This is a genomic window from Arcanobacterium hippocoleae (genome assembly GCF_031456295.1).
Classification (GTDB): domain Bacteria; phylum Actinomycetota; class Actinomycetes; order Actinomycetales; family Actinomycetaceae; genus Arcanobacterium_A; species Arcanobacterium_A hippocoleae.
In genome coordinates this window covers 949,981-966,046 of the sequence record NZ_JAVDUJ010000001.1, presented here as the reverse complement: position 1 = coordinate 966,046, position 16,066 = coordinate 949,981, and the positions used below count along the sequence as shown (strand labels likewise).

General features: G+C 49.6%; 11 protein-coding genes. 5 read left to right on the top strand and 6 right to left on the bottom strand.

The annotated features are described in order from the left end of the window. Window positions 1–20 precede the first annotated feature (20 nt). Window positions 21–866: an RDD family protein gene (locus J2S36_RS04060; RefSeq protein ID WP_309955823.1), complete on the top strand. Its 846-nt coding sequence runs from the start codon at window positions 21–23 to the stop codon at window positions 864–866. A 33-nt stretch (window positions 867–899) separates the two neighbouring features. On the opposite strand, the gene J2S36_RS04055 is transcribed toward J2S36_RS04060, so the two are convergent. Beyond that, window positions 900–1,286 (bottom strand): DUF3499 family protein, encoded by a 387-nt coding sequence (locus J2S36_RS04055; protein WP_374717329.1) that lies wholly within the window; start codon window positions 1,284–1,286, stop codon window positions 900–902. A 145-nt stretch (window positions 1,287–1,431) separates the two neighbouring features. On the opposite strand from J2S36_RS04055, the gene J2S36_RS04050 reads away from it, so the two are divergent. Then, window positions 1,432–1,905 (top strand): metallopeptidase family protein, encoded by a 474-nt coding sequence (locus J2S36_RS04050; protein ID WP_309955820.1) that lies wholly within the window; start codon window positions 1,432–1,434, stop codon window positions 1,903–1,905. 38 nt (window positions 1,906–1,943) lie between these two features. Here the strand turns inward: J2S36_RS04050 and J2S36_RS04045 are convergent, their stop codons facing one another. From J2S36_RS04045 to J2S36_RS04035, 3 genes are read right to left on the bottom strand one after another with little or no spacing between them, the layout of a single operon-like run. Continuing rightward, on the bottom strand, window positions 1,944–3,746 hold the full coding sequence (locus J2S36_RS04045; RefSeq protein WP_309955818.1) for a DUF5719 family protein: 1,803 nt from the start codon (window positions 3,744–3,746) through the stop codon (window positions 1,944–1,946). An 11-nt stretch (window positions 3,747–3,757) separates the two neighbouring features. Further along, complete coding sequence (locus J2S36_RS04040; RefSeq protein WP_309955815.1) at window positions 3,758–7,282, bottom strand: glycosyltransferase; 3,525 nt, start codon at window positions 7,280–7,282, stop codon at window positions 3,758–3,760. Window positions 7,283–7,324: 42 nt separating this feature from the next. Then, window positions 7,325–7,609: a WhiB family transcriptional regulator gene (locus J2S36_RS04035; RefSeq protein ID WP_309957477.1), complete on the bottom strand. Its 285-nt coding sequence runs from the start codon at window positions 7,607–7,609 to the stop codon at window positions 7,325–7,327. A gap of 183 nt (window positions 7,610–7,792) precedes the next feature. Here J2S36_RS04035 and J2S36_RS04030 point away from each other — a divergent pair, with 183 nt between their 5' ends. Together J2S36_RS04030 and J2S36_RS04025 are read left to right on the top strand one after the other, a co-directional pair. After that, on the top strand, window positions 7,793–8,620 hold the full coding sequence (locus tag J2S36_RS04030) for a TIGR03089 family protein (protein ID WP_309955813.1): 828 nt from the start codon (window positions 7,793–7,795) through the stop codon (window positions 8,618–8,620). Between the two features lie 76 nt (window positions 8,621–8,696). Continuing rightward, window positions 8,697–9,920 (top strand): immunoglobulin-like domain-containing protein, encoded by a 1,224-nt coding sequence (locus tag J2S36_RS04025; protein WP_309955812.1) that lies wholly within the window; start codon window positions 8,697–8,699, stop codon window positions 9,918–9,920. 75 nt (window positions 9,921–9,995) lie between these two features. Here the strand turns inward: J2S36_RS04025 and trpS are convergent, their stop codons facing one another. Continuing rightward, a complete protein-coding gene (trpS, locus tag J2S36_RS04020; RefSeq protein WP_309955810.1) occupies window positions 9,996–11,102 on the bottom strand; it encodes a tryptophan--tRNA ligase in 1,107 nt (368 codons plus the stop codon). Between the two features lie 115 nt (window positions 11,103–11,217). Next, a complete protein-coding gene (locus tag J2S36_RS04015; protein ID WP_309955808.1) occupies window positions 11,218–13,365 on the bottom strand; it encodes an ATP-dependent DNA helicase UvrD2 in 2,148 nt (715 codons plus the stop codon). A gap of 395 nt (window positions 13,366–13,760) precedes the next feature. Here J2S36_RS04015 and glgX point away from each other — a divergent pair, with 395 nt between their 5' ends. Further along, complete coding sequence (gene glgX / locus J2S36_RS04010; RefSeq protein ID WP_309955806.1) at window positions 13,761–16,055, top strand: glycogen debranching protein GlgX; 2,295 nt, start codon at window positions 13,761–13,763, stop codon at window positions 16,053–16,055. The last annotated feature ends 11 nt before the right edge of the window (window positions 16,056–16,066 follow it).

Here is a 16,066-nt window from a genome sequence, read left to right as displayed (position 1 = left end):
ATATACGTTAAACTCAAGGCATGCCCAAGAATCTTGATCCTTCCAGTGAACTTGCCCGGCAAGGTTACCTGGGAGATGAAATCGTTACCGGCGAAGCGGTGGTTTTGGAACTGCCTGCCGCTACTGGTTTTTCCAGAATAGTGGCTGGCGGGATCGATTTTTTGATTTACGCCTTAATGTTTGTCGGATCCCTATTTTTGCTGCTGCACCTTGAAATCGGATGGAGCTATGAAATATTCCAGGCAGTCCAAATCGTGATGGCGGCAGTATATGTTTGGATTATTCCAGCTACGGTGACGGCGATGACGCACGGTTTCTCGCTTGGGAAACTTTTGCTGCGGATCCGGGTGGTCCGGCTTGATGGTGGCACTATCAGCACACGCCAATCTTTTATTCGTGCATTAATCGCAATTTTTGAAGTATGGATGACACTCGGGGTGGCAGGCGCGATCACTGTGCTGATCACTAAAAAGGCACAGCGAACCGGCGATATGCTTGCCGGTACATACGTGGTGCGGTGGGTGAAACATCGTCGCGAAGAGCCACAATTTGAGATGCCGGCAGCGTTACAGACATGGGCGCAGATTACGCAAACACGTGCACTTCCAGTGGAGCTTGGTCTGCATATTCAGAATCATTTGCAGATGGCTCAGAAACTTACCCTGCACGCACGCGAGAAGCAAGCACTTGCCTTAGCTGCCAGCGCAGAAAAATATGTGGCTCCGCCCGTTCCTTGGGGTACGCCACCGGAAGATTTCTTGAAAGCGCTGATAATTTTGCGCTACCAGATTGAAGGCAAAAACCATGATCGTGATGTACAAACTCAAGAGCGGATCATGCAGCGTGTTGAAGCATTGAAATTCTAGTGATCAACACGGTTTTGCAGTACCGGGGGATCTTTATTCGGTCTGACCGCCGTCGATAATTTCTAAATTTGGCCGTCCTTGCTGCTTTTTCGTCACCTGGCTGGGGTGCTCTAAATGGCGTTGGCGAGCAAGCTCTGGGCGCACATTCAAATGTGCATTCGGGCGAGGCACATCACGCCGTGCGGGCTGGGGTGCTGGTACGTCACGGCGAGAAGCCTCACGGATTGCGTCAGCTAATGCGGTGAGATCATCATGTGACGGCTCGGCAGGTGCAAATTCTGTGACTAAACGTACCAGCTGCCAGCCAATTGGTACCGTCACCGAAAGTGCGTGCTCAGCGCAGAAATCAAAAGTGCCAGCCTGCGGAGTAGGGGATAACGGACCGATGACTGCTGTAGCTTGGGCGTAGCTGGAGGTCATTGTAGCTACTGCCGGCGATTGGCAGTGAGATCTGGAGCATCGGCGGATATATCCCATAGGTGTATCTTACACCCGCATTGCGATGCTCGTTACTCCGAACGCGGTGCACGGATGCTGGCTGTGTAGCGTCAGATATGATGGGATAGTGAATGAAGAGCAGTTTCGAGGCAATACAAAAGCATTGGCACAACCCAGAATCGTGGGAAAAGCCGATCTGCGGCGAAAACAGCGTGATCGGCATGGGCGTGGGATCCGTGGTCCGGTGATTCCACCATCTCTGCCTGCCTGGCGCACTAGAGCTGATATTTTTGATGACGTAATTTCGTATGAAATTGGCACTTACCGGAAGCATTTGGGAAATAAACTAAATCGCTTTGATTTCGCAGTATTAGATGTGCCACAAAATGAACTTGCTCCCTGGGAAAACGGCATCCCGATGGGGAGATTTCTGCCATTTGAACGACCAGCGAAAATTCATGGCAGGATCATATTTTATCGGTTGCCAATTATGATGAGTGCGTGCCGTACACCGATACCATCACTTTTTATTCACGATGTAGTGACGCAGCAAATCGCATCTGCGCTTGAAACAAGACCGGAGAAAATCGACTACCTGTAGTGCTGTGGCGTGTTTTCATACTTGCTTTATCTTGCCAATCAGTTTCGTACTTTGATTTGTACTTCGGCAGTGGCAGCGATTCCAGCAGTGAAGGGAACCCAGTCAAGCAATCGTGCATCGCCCACGTGCGAGCTTACTGAGATCGCGGCATAAATTGGCGCATCTGCTTCTAAAGCAACGAAGGCTGCATGATCGGGAAGCGGAATCGCTAATGTGCCGACCGTTTCTGTTGCAACTTGCTGGGGCATTTCGTCAGCAGCAAGTGCAGTTGCGCTAATTGCAAATTTTTCTGTCGCAATTTGCTTACCCAGCGCGTCATATGCGATCCAGGTGCCGTGTGTGCTTGATGCTGCATTGTGTGGATTCTGCCGGGGTGTATTTTCAGGAGAGCTTTTTACTGTGCTGATGATCAGCGTACCGTGCCCTCCAGAAAATGCTGCACCAGATGAGGTGAGTGGATTTTGTGCAGCGAGCCAGGCAATATCGCGGGCACCTGGATCTTTTCCGGAAATGGTTTCGATCCCGCCTGTAATTTCGCCGTCAGAAATCAGCTGGATCGCATATGCTCCTGCTTGTAAGCCGGACAGGCTCAGATCAAAGACGACACCTGGTGCGAGTAAAACTTTTTCAGCACCTGCCAGGAGCTGTGGTGCTCCAGATTCAGGGATGAGATATACACTTACATGTTTTGAAGTTTCGCCAGGGTTGACCATTCTTAAAGTTGCGGAAAAATCTGCTTCAACGAGTTGTGAAGCCGGCAATTTCTCAGCTTGCGGAGCAGGATCTGCCGGAGGGTTGGGTGGGGCGTTGCCGCTTGGCGCAGGGCCTGGAGGAGGTGCATCTCCCAAATCCACTAGTGGTTTGCCATCATTGTTGATTGTATTCTTTGCCGGTGGCAAGAATAGCCCGGGAATGATGAGTGAAGTTCCTGTTGCGGCTGGTTTTTGAAAATCAATGCCCTGTGCCGTCAATCCGGCAAGTGCAGAAGTCTGCACTGCCGCTCCAAAAAGCCCTGTTGAACTGCTTAAATGGAGCGATATTTGCGCATTCGTCTGGAGTATCCCGGTAAGTGAAACCGTCTTCATCGCACCTGGTGCAAGTGCAATATTTGCGTTTGCCCCCACCTGAGTTTTGCCGAGTGCATTAAATGCTTCCATTTGCACAACTAAGGGATTGGCTGATGGATTGATCAGCCTGAGTTGATTTGAAATTCCCACTCCGGCTTTCAAACCTACAAACCATGCAGAATTAGTGGCCCAAGTGCATGGATTGCTTGCCAATCCGCGCAAATCACCTGCCTCAGCACGATGAATATTGTTCACAGCAAGCACATCTGCATTCGCTTCATTGCGAGAAATTGCAAAAAAACCACGCAAATCTGGTTGCGGAGCAGAAGCAGTGCTTTCTGCGGCAAAACTGCTGATTACTTGCTTCGTTAGCGGCTCGCCTGAGTTTGTAGCGCCACCAGCATTTTCCGATGCTGCAGGAGAGCCTTCCGGGGCAGAGCTATCTTTGACTATTGACGGATGCCAAACAATTCCTTTTGGAATCAAATTTGCAGCGGTCTTTGTCTCAGATCGTGCAGGGAAGATGAAGCCTCCGGCGAGATGCCGAGTATTTGGATCTTGGATGCCTGCTGCTTCGGCTGAACCTGCACCTGCTGTGATCAGATGTTCGAGATTACCGGTACAGACAAGATTCATTGTGCCACCACTGGCAGTGATCCCGGGAACTGATTGTGGTGCGCTTTGATGCGTAGCTGGCAGTGGAAGACGGATAGCTGTATAGGCGGTGATCCCAAGTGCTGCCAGGATGCAGATCCCGCTGGCAAAGTTTTTCATCCGCATCAGTTTTAGTCACCTGCTTTCTTTGTCCGAAGCGGGAGTGCGACCACAATTGACACCAAAGCGATCAAAAGCTGGATCACAAAAAGCCATTTATGAATTGGATCATCATGCCAAATTCGTAACTCGCCAACAGAGTTGGCAGCTGATTGCGGAATTTCCCATGCTTGTGCCCAGCCATTTGCAGCCTGGGTTGGAGATAAGACGATCCCATTGAAAGAAGCCTGCCAATGATCATCTGCACGCTCTGCCATTTGAATGATTCCGCTTTCAGGCAGCTTAATTTCCGTCTGCAGATCATATTCACGCGAGGCGATAGCCGTGATTTTTCCAGATTCGTCGGTGATCCAGGCACGCGCCGAAATATCGTGCCCGTTTGCAGGCTGCACGCGCCAGAAGACCCCCTTTTCGTTTTCAGTCACATATTCGAGCCCTGGTACTCGTTGCAAGGCTGAAATTAGCTCATCACGTGCTGGCGTGCTGAGCTGAATCATATCCTGCCCTTGAATCAGATCATCTTTCAGCAAAATATCGGTTGCGGAGTTTTGCTGTGAATCAATGCGCTTGCTTTCGTTGGGATCGTTGGTAATACCTGCAATATGCTTGAGTTGTTGTGCTGAAGCTGGTGGTACCAAGACAACACCAACACCGTGTTCTTGCAGCCGTGCGGCTGAATCTGGAGTAGCTACGAGCAGATCAGCGATAATTTGGGCTAAATCTGCGCTTGCCAGATTTTGCAATTTTCCGTTATTCTCGGTGCGGTTGTGCAGCATCGAAAACTCATGCAAGGCGATACCGTCAGCACGCCACAATTCAGCATGGTATGTGCTCTGATCTGGTGTGTTTTGCGCATCACGGACGGCAGATATGGCCAGTAGCCGTGAGCGGTTTGCGGAAGTGCTTTGATTTTTTGCGATAGCCGGCAGTTTTTCTCCGCTATCGGCAGTTAAAACCCGCTGCTCTGGCGCGAATTGGAAGGCGAGAGCAGTTATGAACAGACCACACATTGATACCGGTACGAGGAAAATTGCCAAGGCACTCAGAATTTGCGCAAAGCCAAAATTTCGGGCTTTCAGACTTGCGCGTAAACCGTGTGTACCTGCTGCCAGTGAGATCAATAATCCCAGCCAAGCCACGGAGAGAAAGCTGCCATGCCACGGTGAGCCTTGTTGGATCTGCGAAAAGCGGCTAGTTACAGTTTGCGGCAAATAAAGTGTAGCAAGTGCAAAAATTGTGCCGAAAAGATAAATCACCCAACCAGAGCGAACTTGCCTTGCGAGTGCTCCACCGCGCAGAAGCGCAAAAATCGCGGAGAGGAGCAATCCGCCGAAACACGAAAAGGCAACTATCGTCCAAAGATCCGGCGATAAATCAGCATCTGGAAAACCTCCGAAAACTGCTATGGGAGCAGCGAAATTCGGCATTGGCACACCAGGATTTGCAAAAAGATAAGACAATACTGCAGCACCGCGGAGCTGAATTAGTTGTGGAGTGAGGAGTACGAGCGCAGGAACTGGGAGCCAGAGCCAAGCCCAACGGCGATGCCTCAGCAGCATCCAAAGCGTCAATACTGCGCTGAGCGGAAGGAAAATTGGCGCAGCTGCACAAATCAATGCAAGTGTGATCGCGCAAATTCCGATCCCGCCAGAGTGGCCAGCGCGTGCTCGAAGGAAAGCCCAAGCAAAAAACGGAAGCACAGCGTGTAAAAGAGCTGGGCCGATGCGCCCGTCATGCAAGGCTGTAATAAATCCGGGCGCGAGCATCCAGAAAATCGCCAAAACATACCGTACGAGCCATGCACGAGTAAAATGCCCGGTAAAAAGATACGCGCCAAGGACGCCAATAATCGGCGTAATATAGAGTGAAATCGTGACGGTAAGACCAAGGGTCGCTCCGAAAGGTGCGCCAAGTAATAAAAATGGCAGGTAGCACAACCATAGTGGATCGAGATTATTGGTAGTGCCGTCACCAGTATGCATCCATGATTGCATGGCAGTATGCCAGATTTTGATTCCTGTGGCAGAATCGCCGGCAAGCTGGCCACCGCTGAGCGTGCCGGATGCGAAATATGGAATAAACAACACAGCCGTCATGAGCAAAACAGTAAACAGCGCAAGATAACAGCCGCGGCGTTGGTAACGTGCCAGACTTTGTTGTGCCTGTAAAGTGAGCGGATCAGGCATTCCAGCCATCTTCCGAGCTTCGATATTGGCTTCACGATGAGCACGTTTTGCCTTGCGTACATCACGATTTGTAGCTTCAAGATCGCGTAAGCCTGCTGCGGAGCGTGAAATTTTCGCAATATTTTTGCGCCCTGCAAGAATATTTGGAAAATACCCAAGAATTTTCAGACCAGCGTGGAGCTCTCCGCGAGCGCGGGTGAAATCACGCCAGGCACAGCGGATCAGTGCACGTGGGAAGGAAAGTAGCACAAACCCAATCCAGAACAGCGGGAGCAGGATCGTCGGCGCAGCTAGCAGCGCATTGAAAATTTGTGCAAAACGCCGTGAGCCGAAACTTTGTGCTGCGGTCTGTGCCGAAATTCGCGCATCAGGATCGAGATTTGTACCTGCCGGGATCGCCGTATGCCCAATCAAGTTAGTCAGCTCTGGACGCAATGAAAGCTGGGCGTGCCGGATCCGTGCAGCGGGGCAGACTACTACGCGGTAACCTGCCACATGCAGCCGGCGCGAAAACTCCAGACCATCTCCAAAAGGACCAAGAGATGGATCGAATCCAGATAATTCGTGATACACAGCCGCGCGAATAAGTGATCCGGCGGACCCAATTGCGAGCACATCGTCTTGCCGGTCAAGCTGCCCCTGATCACGTTCTCCGGGAATGATTTCCGGTACGCGCCGGGCACTGCGCGTGGCTTTGATCCCTACTGCAAGCAAATCATATGAACCATCAGGATGCGCATTCCAAAAAATTTGTTTTGGCCCGACGGCAGCAATCCGGCGCGAATCAGAGCCCATTTTGATCATTTGTGCTAATGCGTCTGGAAGTGGAGCAGAATCGGTGTGCAGCAGCCAGAGCCAGGAGTTATCAGCTGCTGGCAGTGCGATCTGCGTTATTGCAGCTTGGATGCTTTGCCCGAAATTTTTTGCTTCGGGGGTGTGAACACAGCGAAAATCGATCCCACTTGCGGCACTAAGATTTGCGCAAATATCCGAAATAAGTTCGTGTTTTTGTGCTTGCTTGGAATCAGGAAAATCTTTTGCGACGGCTACCGTCACTTGTGTGAGAGGAGATGTTTGTGCAGCTAATGCATTGAGCGTATCTTCAAGATACATAATCGGCTCGGCATGGTATACCACAATTGCAAAAACAGCGTCTTTACTTGGATCAGAATCGTAATTGCTGCTGGTGGATTCGAGGCTGGGGATCCCCGATGCTGCTGTAGTAGCTGACGGAGCACTACTCAGGGCGGCGATAGGCGTGCGAAAATGTGTTTGCCCGTCTGTTTCTTCTTGATCAGGTGCGGTGTGCTGTTTTGCAATTGCACTCTTCGGGTCTGAATTTCTGCCCACGTCTACCTTGACTTATCTCTCGCGTTGATTGGCGAGTCTGCCTTATCGGCGACCGCCCTGCGCGATCCTACGTTCGCGGGCGATCCGCTTGCGATCATTATCAGAAGTGCCACCCCAGATTCCGTGACGAATATCGTTTGTGATCGCATATTCGAGGCATTGTGCGCGCACTGCGCAGCCCTGACAAATAGAAGTAGCTGGAGCAGTGGATCCGCCTTTTTCTGGATAGAAAATATCTGGATCCGTCTGTGCGCAGAGCGCATCTTCCATCCATGAGAGATCATCAGCATGCGTAGTGCCGTAGCCAAGGTTAAAAATACCTTGCATTAACGCCTGCTCACGAGCGGCTTGAGACTCAAGGCGCGGCGCCGCAGCGCCTTTGGGTCGGTGAGCATCAAGCTCAAAGACCGCAGCTTCTTGCCACATGTGGATACCTCTCGTCAGAAAAACATACTATGTAAATTACACGCGTGTAAGACGTCCAATGTCAAGACGAAAGAGGAAATTACATTGTTTCTGCACCAAGCTTCACACTCCCCAAAAATACTTGACTTTCTCAATTTGAAAGGCACCGCTCCGGCCCTCACATGGTATGGCATGCAAGGCGGTATTGAGCGGATTGAACTTTCGGGAAAGGTCTGTGCAAACCACCTGGCAAAAATCGCTAATTATCTCGCAATGGAATGTGATTTGGGGCCAGATACATGTATCGGTATTGATTTGCCGCCACACTGGAAGAGCTCATTATGGGCGATGGGTGCCTTGCTGATCGGAGCCCAGGTGCGGTTTTGGCCAACACGGATTTCCGCAAGAACGGCAGAAGCATTTGCTGCTGACGGCTCTGCGGCTGTGGATCCGCAGGATTTTTTGCAATCTGTAGACGTATTACTCACCGACCGTCCTGAATTTTGGTTGAGCGAGTTATCCCCACAAATTCTTACAGATTTTGCGGGGGAGATCATCGCACTGAATTTGCATAGTCTCGCATTTTCGTGGAACGGTGAGCTGCCGTCGGGAGTGCTAGACGGGCAAGCGGAAGTGTTGGGGCAAGCTGATGTGATGCTTGCCGTGGAATGCTGTAACGATGCAAATGCAATGCAATTTATCCTGCCGGTAGCGCAGCTGCATGATTTACCAGCGGGAATGCTGCTTGCGATCGACGCTGATCGGGCACGAACTGCGCTGAGCGTGCGTAATAGCAGCGCCTGCTTGCAAGCAATTATTTCCGGATGGGCTGCTGGATTAGCTGTAGTGATCGTGGATGATCCAATGCTGCAGGATCCGAAAAATGTGCAAAATTTATTGCGATCAGAAGGATTTTCAGACGAATATATCTAATCGCATGAGATGCGTACTAAGATTGCTTAAAAGATTGGAATAACGAAAAACAGTCGAAACTTTTCCAGGAGCGAAGATGAAAATGCGGCAAAAGAAAATATTTTGGATATTGCTTGGTGTGATATTTGTATTTATTGTTGCACTCGCTGCGGTATTTTTCCTCAATAAATGGATCGTCACGGTGCAGCTGCATGGTGCGCAGCGAATGACGGTGGAATACGGAGAAAAATGGGATGATCCGGGAGCAAGCGCTGCTTATCGCGGGTCAATCTTCAAATTTATCGGTACGGATCTTCCAATCGCTACGCACGGAAAAGTTGACGCTGAGAAACTAGGCGAATACGAGATCGAATATACGGCGCAGGCATATGGGATGAGCAGCACGGCAAAGCGGATCGTGGAAGTAAAAGATACGAAGGCTCCGGAGATCAAACTTGCGCATGGTGCGCAGGTGGAATTGATGCATGCAGCGAAATGGGGCGAGACTTTCACCGCTACTGACAACGTTGATGGAGATCTCACTGCGAAGGTGCATATTGCAGGTAGTGTCAATCCAGATGCGCCTGGCGAATATGAATTGAAGTATCAAGTTACTGACGCGAGTGGAAACACTGCAACGCAAATCCAGAAAGTAAAAGTAATTCCTCCGAAATCAGATGTGGTAGATCCAGCTGCTGGAAAAGATAAAGTTATTTATTTGACCTTTGACGATGGGCCGAGTGTGCATACGGCTCGGTTGCTCGATATTTTGAAAGCCCGGAATGTGCCCGTCACATTCTTTGTTACCGGTACTGCTCCACGTGAAATGATTGGTCGCGCAGCACGTGAAGGGCACTCAATTGGTGTACACACATATACACATGATTATGCGCAGATTTATGCATCTGATGCTGCGTTTTGGGCTGATATCGAGCAAATTGCGGCGGTGGTTCGTGAACAGACCGGAAAAGATACACGGTTATTACGCTTTGCTGGTGGAGGCTCAAATACCGTTAGTCGGAAATATTCGCCAGGGATCATGCGCCGTTTAGTGCAGCAAGCAGCACAAAAAGGGTACGTCTATTTTGACTGGAATGTATCCAGCGGAGATGCTTCGGCTGCAGCTACGAAAGAAAGTGTATTGGCGGCAATGAAACAAGGTGTGCAGGGGAAGCGGGTTTCAAATGTGCTTTGCCACGATAGCCACGGTTATACAGTGGATGCGATTCCAGAATTTTTGGATTGGGCTCTCGCGCAAGGATACACGTTCTTACCGCTGACGCCAGGATCTTTGACGGCACACCATCCGATTGCAAATTAAAACTACGCGGGTCTGCACATCAAAATCAGGAGGTGCAGACCCGCGCAATACAATCTCTGCATGAAAAATTTACTTTTAGTAAGCCATATTTAACGCAGTATGTACTTCACGTAGTGTTTCTTGCGCTTGTGCGCGAGCTTTCGCGATCCCCTGATGCAAGATTTGCGCAAGATAATCTGGATTGGCGGTAAGCTCCGCCCGCCGTTCCCGAATTGGTGCGAAATGTTCATTGATCGCTTCCGTTACGAGATTCTTCAAAGTACCGCCCCCGCCATTGCCGATTTCAGCTGCGATTTCTTCTGGATCACCGCCGGTGGCCATTGCTGCAAGCAGCAACAAGTTTGCTACTTCAGGACGATTTTCTGGATCGTATGTAATAAAACGTTCAGAATCAGTGACGGCCTTTTTGATTCGCTTTGCGGTATCGTCAGCGCTCATCCCGATTTCAATCGTATTCCCGCGTGATTTGCTCATCTTTGTACCGTCGAGACCAAGCACAGATTCCGCCTCGGAAAGCAGAGCTTGGGGACGACGGAAGATCGGGCCAGGGAGCGAACCGTGACCATAACGGGCTTCAAAGCGGTCAGCAATAACTCGCGCTTGCTCTAAATGCGGTAACTGATCCTTTCCGACGGGCACAATATTTGCTTTGCAGAAGAGGATATCTGCGGCCTGATGCACCGGATACGTAAGTAAGAGCCCTGACATTGGACGGCCGTTAGTTGCCTCAAATTCTGCTTTTACTGTAGGGTTTCGCCGAAGTTCCGCATCCGTCACTAAAGACAGGAACGGCAACATCAATTCGTTTAATTCGGGCACTTGTGAATGTGCGAAGATTGTGGTTTTTTCCGGATCAAGTCCGATTGCAAGATAATCAGCAAGGAGCGAATATGCCCGGGTGCGAATTGAATCGGCATTATCGCGGTCAGTAATGACTTGATAATCTGCAATCAAAATCCAGGTATCTACCCCGGCTTTTTGCAGCGCGACACGATTGCGCAGCGAGCCGAAATAATGCCCAATATGGAGATTCCCAGTTGGGCGATCTCCAGTAAGCACTCGGAATTCGTTTGCGTTTTCTTTTAAGGCTTCCTTGATTTTGGCACTAACTTTGCGCGCATGCGCAAGTGATGCGTCTGAAGTGGAATTTTCAAGAGCATCTTGAACGTTCTGAGAACTCATGGATTCATGCTTCCTTTTGTATCTCTTAAATGATTGTAGTTAAAGCGCGGGGAAAAACTAATTTCGCGCAATTCCCTTCATATCTTAGCCGCCTTAACTGCGGAGCAAAAACGCTTTATGACGATTTTTGATCCAAGAAATCATTTACAAGCGTTAATAATGCTAATCCGTAGCGAGAGAGCTTTAGGCTGCCAATACCTTTAATCAAGCGTAATTCGTCGAGCGAACGGGGTTTATTGATCGCAATTCTGCGCAGCACGGTATCGGGAAAAATCGTGTACGGTGGCTTTTCTGCAGTTTTTGCAAGCTGCGCCCGCCATTGCCGCAATTCCTCATAAAGGGCAAGATCTGCGGGATGCTCCGACACAAACTTGTGGTGATCCACTTTTGCTGTGATCCGCTTTTGCGTAGCTGACGATACTTCGCGTGGCCAAAGCGGAGCGAGAAACTGCGAAGCTTTTCGCTTCTTTCCATTCAAATTAGCTTTGGAATAAGAGAGATATAGTTCATCAGCTGCCCGTGTGATACCGACGTAGAAGAGGCGTCTTTCTTCCTCGATTTCGGACGGAGATTTAGCGTATGAAATTGGTAAAAGCCCCTCATTCACCCCGGCAAGAAATACGATTGGCCATTCCAAACCTTTTGCACTGTGCAGTGAACTGAGAGTAACAGATGCAAGCTGTGGTTCCATCTCAAATTTTGCATGTTCTGCAAGATAATCAATGAAGGCCTGCACGCTCGTATTTGCGGTTGTGGAATCATTTTTACGTTCCAACGCGGATTCGGCGCGAAACTTTTCACTCATCTGGCGAAGTACATCTAAGGATTCCCAGCGCTCGCGGCTTGCACCTGGGCTTGCAGGGGCTTCTTTTCGCCAGCCCATCTGCCAGAGCACGTCATTAAGGCATTCGGTAACATCAGCTGCAGGATTTACGCGTGCTCCTGCTCGCAGCGAGACCATTGCGTTAATTACTTCCGGACGTTCAAAGAAACGTTTCCCACCTTTGATCGTATATGAAATACCAGCTGCATTGAGCGCAGTTTCAAATACTGCGGATTGAGTATTCGTGCGATATAGGATTGCAATATCTTTTAGCGGAGTACCCTTTTTGTGTAGTTCGCTGATTTTGTGCGCAATTCCTTCGGCTTGCGCATTATCGTCTTGATAATCCTGAAAACTAACAGGGCGGCCGGCAGCGCGGGCGGATACTAAAAATACAGCTCCCGCTGCGGCTGAGTTTCGATTTGGCGGCTGCGGTTGGGAATGCGATTGGGCAAGAGCGGTAGTTGATTTACCGATTGTTTTATTGGCTAATTCCACAATTTGCGGTGTGGAGCGGTAATCGCGGTTGAGTACGATTTGTTTTGCGCCGCTCCAGTAAGCGGCAAAATTTGCGAGATATTCAGAGTTTGCTCCGGCAAATGAATAGATGGTTTGCGAAACGTCCCCAACTACACAGAGATCTTTATTTTGCCCGAGCCAAAGTTGTAAGAGCCGGTGCTGCATCGGCGAGACATCTTGAAATTCATCAACCACAAAGTACGTGTATTGTGCGCGAATTTGTTTGGCGATATCTGGACGGTCTACCAATAATCCGATCAGGATCAGGATCACATCTTCAAAATCGATTACGCCGCGTTCAGTTTTCAGCTCTTCATAAGCAATCATCAGACGCGCAATAGCTGCACTTTTTTGCGCAGCAATTTCGTCTCGGCCCGCGGCAAGAGCGCGGGACGGATACGTATCAGGCGTGATCAGCTGCACCTTTGCCCAGGCGATTGCATCCCGCAAATCACGAATCGTAGGTGTATCCGTGGGAAGATTCAATCTGGCGGCAGCCTGTGAGACTAAAGCCAGTGTATTTTCCTTCAGCTCTGGCACGCGTCCGCCGATGGCAGTGGGCCAAAAATAGTTTAGTTGCGCGAGAGCAGCGGCATGAAATGTTTTTACTTGTACCCCAGTAACTCCGATTTGCCTTAGCCGACTACGCATTTCACCTGCGGCACGGGTAGTGAATGTGAGCGCTAAAATATTTTGCGGAGTCACAATTTTACGATGTACAGCATTGGCGATCCGGTATGTGAGCGCACGCGTCTTTCCTGCTCCTGCCCCTGCGAGCACGCATAGCGGGCCGCGTAGTGTATGGGCAACTGCGAGTTGGGCTGGGTCGAGTTGCGTTTGCAGCACTTGTGCAAAATCCGTCATCACGATACTTCCAATTTCTTTAGTTTGGATTCGACTGCTAATTTGCCAAAATGGCATGAAATTTTTGGCTGGCAGTGGTTTGTCTGCATTTGATTCTATCGGCAGCATCGGTCGGTTTCGCGATAGTACATGATTTGTGAAGCGAAATAACGTAAATTCGCAACTGTGGAAAATTTGCATCAGCTGCGGCGATGATTTTTCTTCTCGCCCTCCGGCACATATTATCGCGCTATTTGCAAGAAAAATGGATTTTTCTTGCAAAATCAAAATTTTTGCATGATGCGGGTGCAAAAAAGTGTAAAAACTGTCAGAATTAGCGGAGAAAAACTGTTTGAAAAATTCTTTCACCAGCAGATTCGCCTGGAGGCACGATTTTATGAGCCATCATATGTTCTTCCTGCAAGGTGAATATCTGCATCTTCGCAAACTGAAAGACCGAGGCTGATTCGTAAATGCAAAATGCTTTTCTGAGTGATGCTAACGGCGTAGCGCCATCATCTGTGCACTATTCCGAACACACAAATGACGAGATGCGAAATGGGCCATTGGCTCGGCCAGTTCGTCTTGGAGCGTGGATTATCGGAGACGGAGTAGATTTTGCCGTCCGTGCTGGAAATGCACAACTAGTTGAAGTGTGCCTATTTGATCCAGACCCACAAACTGGAAAAATGCATGAAAAGCGCTATCCGCTTGTGCGCGGCTTCCAAAATATCTGGGCTGGGCATATTCCCGGCGTACAAGTAGGGCAAATATACGGCTACCGGGTGCACGGAAAATGGGATCGCAATATCTCAATGCTGCATAATCCGGCGAAAGTGCTGCTTGATCCGTATGCGCGTGCAATTGGGCAAATGCCGCAGCTGCATCAAGCAATTTACGCCTACCAAAATTATGAGCAGCTTACGGTGCAAACTGATCCTGCCCCAAGTAGCACTGAGATGTGCAGTGAAAGTTTAGAAGAACGAAAATACACTGATCTGGCGGCACGCGATGAACGCGATTCTGCTCCATACGCGGCGCTGGGAGTAGTAATCGCAGATACGCCTGCCCCGCCCACATTCCCGCGCACACCGTGGCGCAAAACAGTGATTTATGAAGCGCATGTGATTGGTTTAACGCGAAATTTTAGCTCTTTGCCAGCAGAAATACGTGGCACATATGCAGCGCTCGGGCATCCGGCTACAATCAAGTATTTGCAGGATCTCGGAATAACGGCGCTCGAACTGCTGCCGATCCATGCAAAATTTTCTGAACCATTCCTGGTGCGGAAGAATCTTGAAAACTATTGGGGCTACAACACGCTTTCGTACTTTGCGCCAGAATCAAGTTATGCTACCGCAAAAGCCCAGAGTGAAGGGCCGCAAGCCGTCATTGCGGAATTGAAAACTGCGATTCAAAATTTGCATGCAGCCGGTATTGAAGTGCTTCTCGATGTAGTCTACAACCACACTTGTGAAGCAGGTGCGGACGGTCCGACACTATCCCTACGCGGATTTGATAACACCTCATATTACCGTCACAGTTCACGGCAAATTGGGCAATTGGTAGATACTACCGGGTGCGGAAATTCATTAGATTTCCGCAGGCTTCCCGTCCTCCAATTAACGCTCGATTCTTTACGTTATTGGGTGGAAATAATTGGTGTGGACGGGTTCCGATTCGATCTTGCCGTCACGCTTGGGCGCGAAGGGGATAATTTCAACCAGCATCATCCGTTGTATGCAGCAATGGCTACTGATCCGATATTGAGCGGTGTAAAGCTGATCAATGAGCCTTGGGATCTCGGGCCAAACGGCTGGCAGACCGGGAATTTTTCGACTCCGTGTGCGGATTGGAATGATCGTTTCCGGGATAGTGTTCGGGCTTTTTGGGTCAGCGAGCCAGGGCAGATCATGCATGGTGGTGCAGGTAGTGATATGCGCGATTTGGCCACCCGGCTATCTGGTTCTGCAGATCTTTTCAGCCACGGAATCACACCAGGTGGACGTGGGATGTATGCGTCAATCAATTTTGTGACGGCACATGACGGATTCACAATGCGCGATTTGGTTTCGTATAACTATAAACATAACGAAGCTAATCTGGAAGATAATCGTGACGGCTCAGATAATAATGCTTCATGGAATCACGGGATGGAAGGCGGAGCTGACCCGCAAATTGAGAAATCTCGACGCAAAAGTGTGCGGAATTTGTTTGGCACATTGATTTTTTCCGCAGGCACACCGATGATCACTGCTGGCGATGAAGTTTATAAAACTCAGCATGGCAATAACAATGCCTACTGCCAAAATAGTGCAATCTCGTATCTTGCATGGGATGGATCAAAGATTTCGCAACAAATGTATGCTACTGTCGCATATCTTTTGCGTTTGCGTCGGGAGCATCTTACGTTGCGTCCGAACTGTTTTTATACTGGCGAGATCGGGGAAGACGGGATTCGGGATCTTGAATGGTTCGATGCGTTTGGGAACCAGCTTGCTGATTATAAATGGTTTGATGGAGGTGTCCGCACAATTCAGATGCTTCGCTCCGGGAAGGGCGGAGACGTAGACGCGTTATTAATTGTAAATGGGTCGATCGCTGATACAGAACTGCGTTTAGCGCCTGGGCGAGGTGTGGATTATCGTCTTGTGTGGGATTCAAATTGGGAAGAGCCGCGTGAGCAGCTGCCAATTTATCGAGCCGGAGCAGTGACTCGGATCCAGGCCACGTCAATGCAGCTCTATTTTGCTGCCCCACAACTTTGAGTGCTTGCTCA

Coding starts and splice junctions, on each gene's coding strand:
- J2S36_RS04045 (WP_309955818.1), bottom strand. CDS start 3,746: ATGAAAAACTTTGCCAGCGGGATCTGCATCCTGGCAGCACTTGGGATC.
- J2S36_RS04015 (WP_309955808.1), bottom strand. CDS start 13,365: ATGCCATTTTGGCAAATTAGCAGTCGAATCCAAACTAAAGAAATTGGA.
- trpS (WP_309955810.1), bottom strand. CDS start 11,102: ATGAGTTCTCAGAACGTTCAAGATGCTCTTGAAAATTCCACTTCAGAC.
- J2S36_RS04060 (WP_309955823.1), top strand. CDS start 21: ATGCCCAAGAATCTTGATCCTTCCAGTGAACTTGCCCGGCAAGGTTAC.
- glgX (WP_309955806.1), top strand. CDS start 13,761: ATGCAAAATGCTTTTCTGAGTGATGCTAACGGCGTAGCGCCATCATCT.
- J2S36_RS04055 (WP_374717329.1), bottom strand. CDS start 1,286: ATGACCTCCAGCTACGCCCAAGCTACAGCAGTCATCGGTCCGTTATCC.
- J2S36_RS04025 (WP_309955812.1), top strand. CDS start 8,697: ATGAAAATGCGGCAAAAGAAAATATTTTGGATATTGCTTGGTGTGATA.
- J2S36_RS04035 (WP_309957477.1), bottom strand. CDS start 7,609: ATGCAAGGTATTTTTAACCTTGGCTACGGCACTACGCATGCTGATGAT.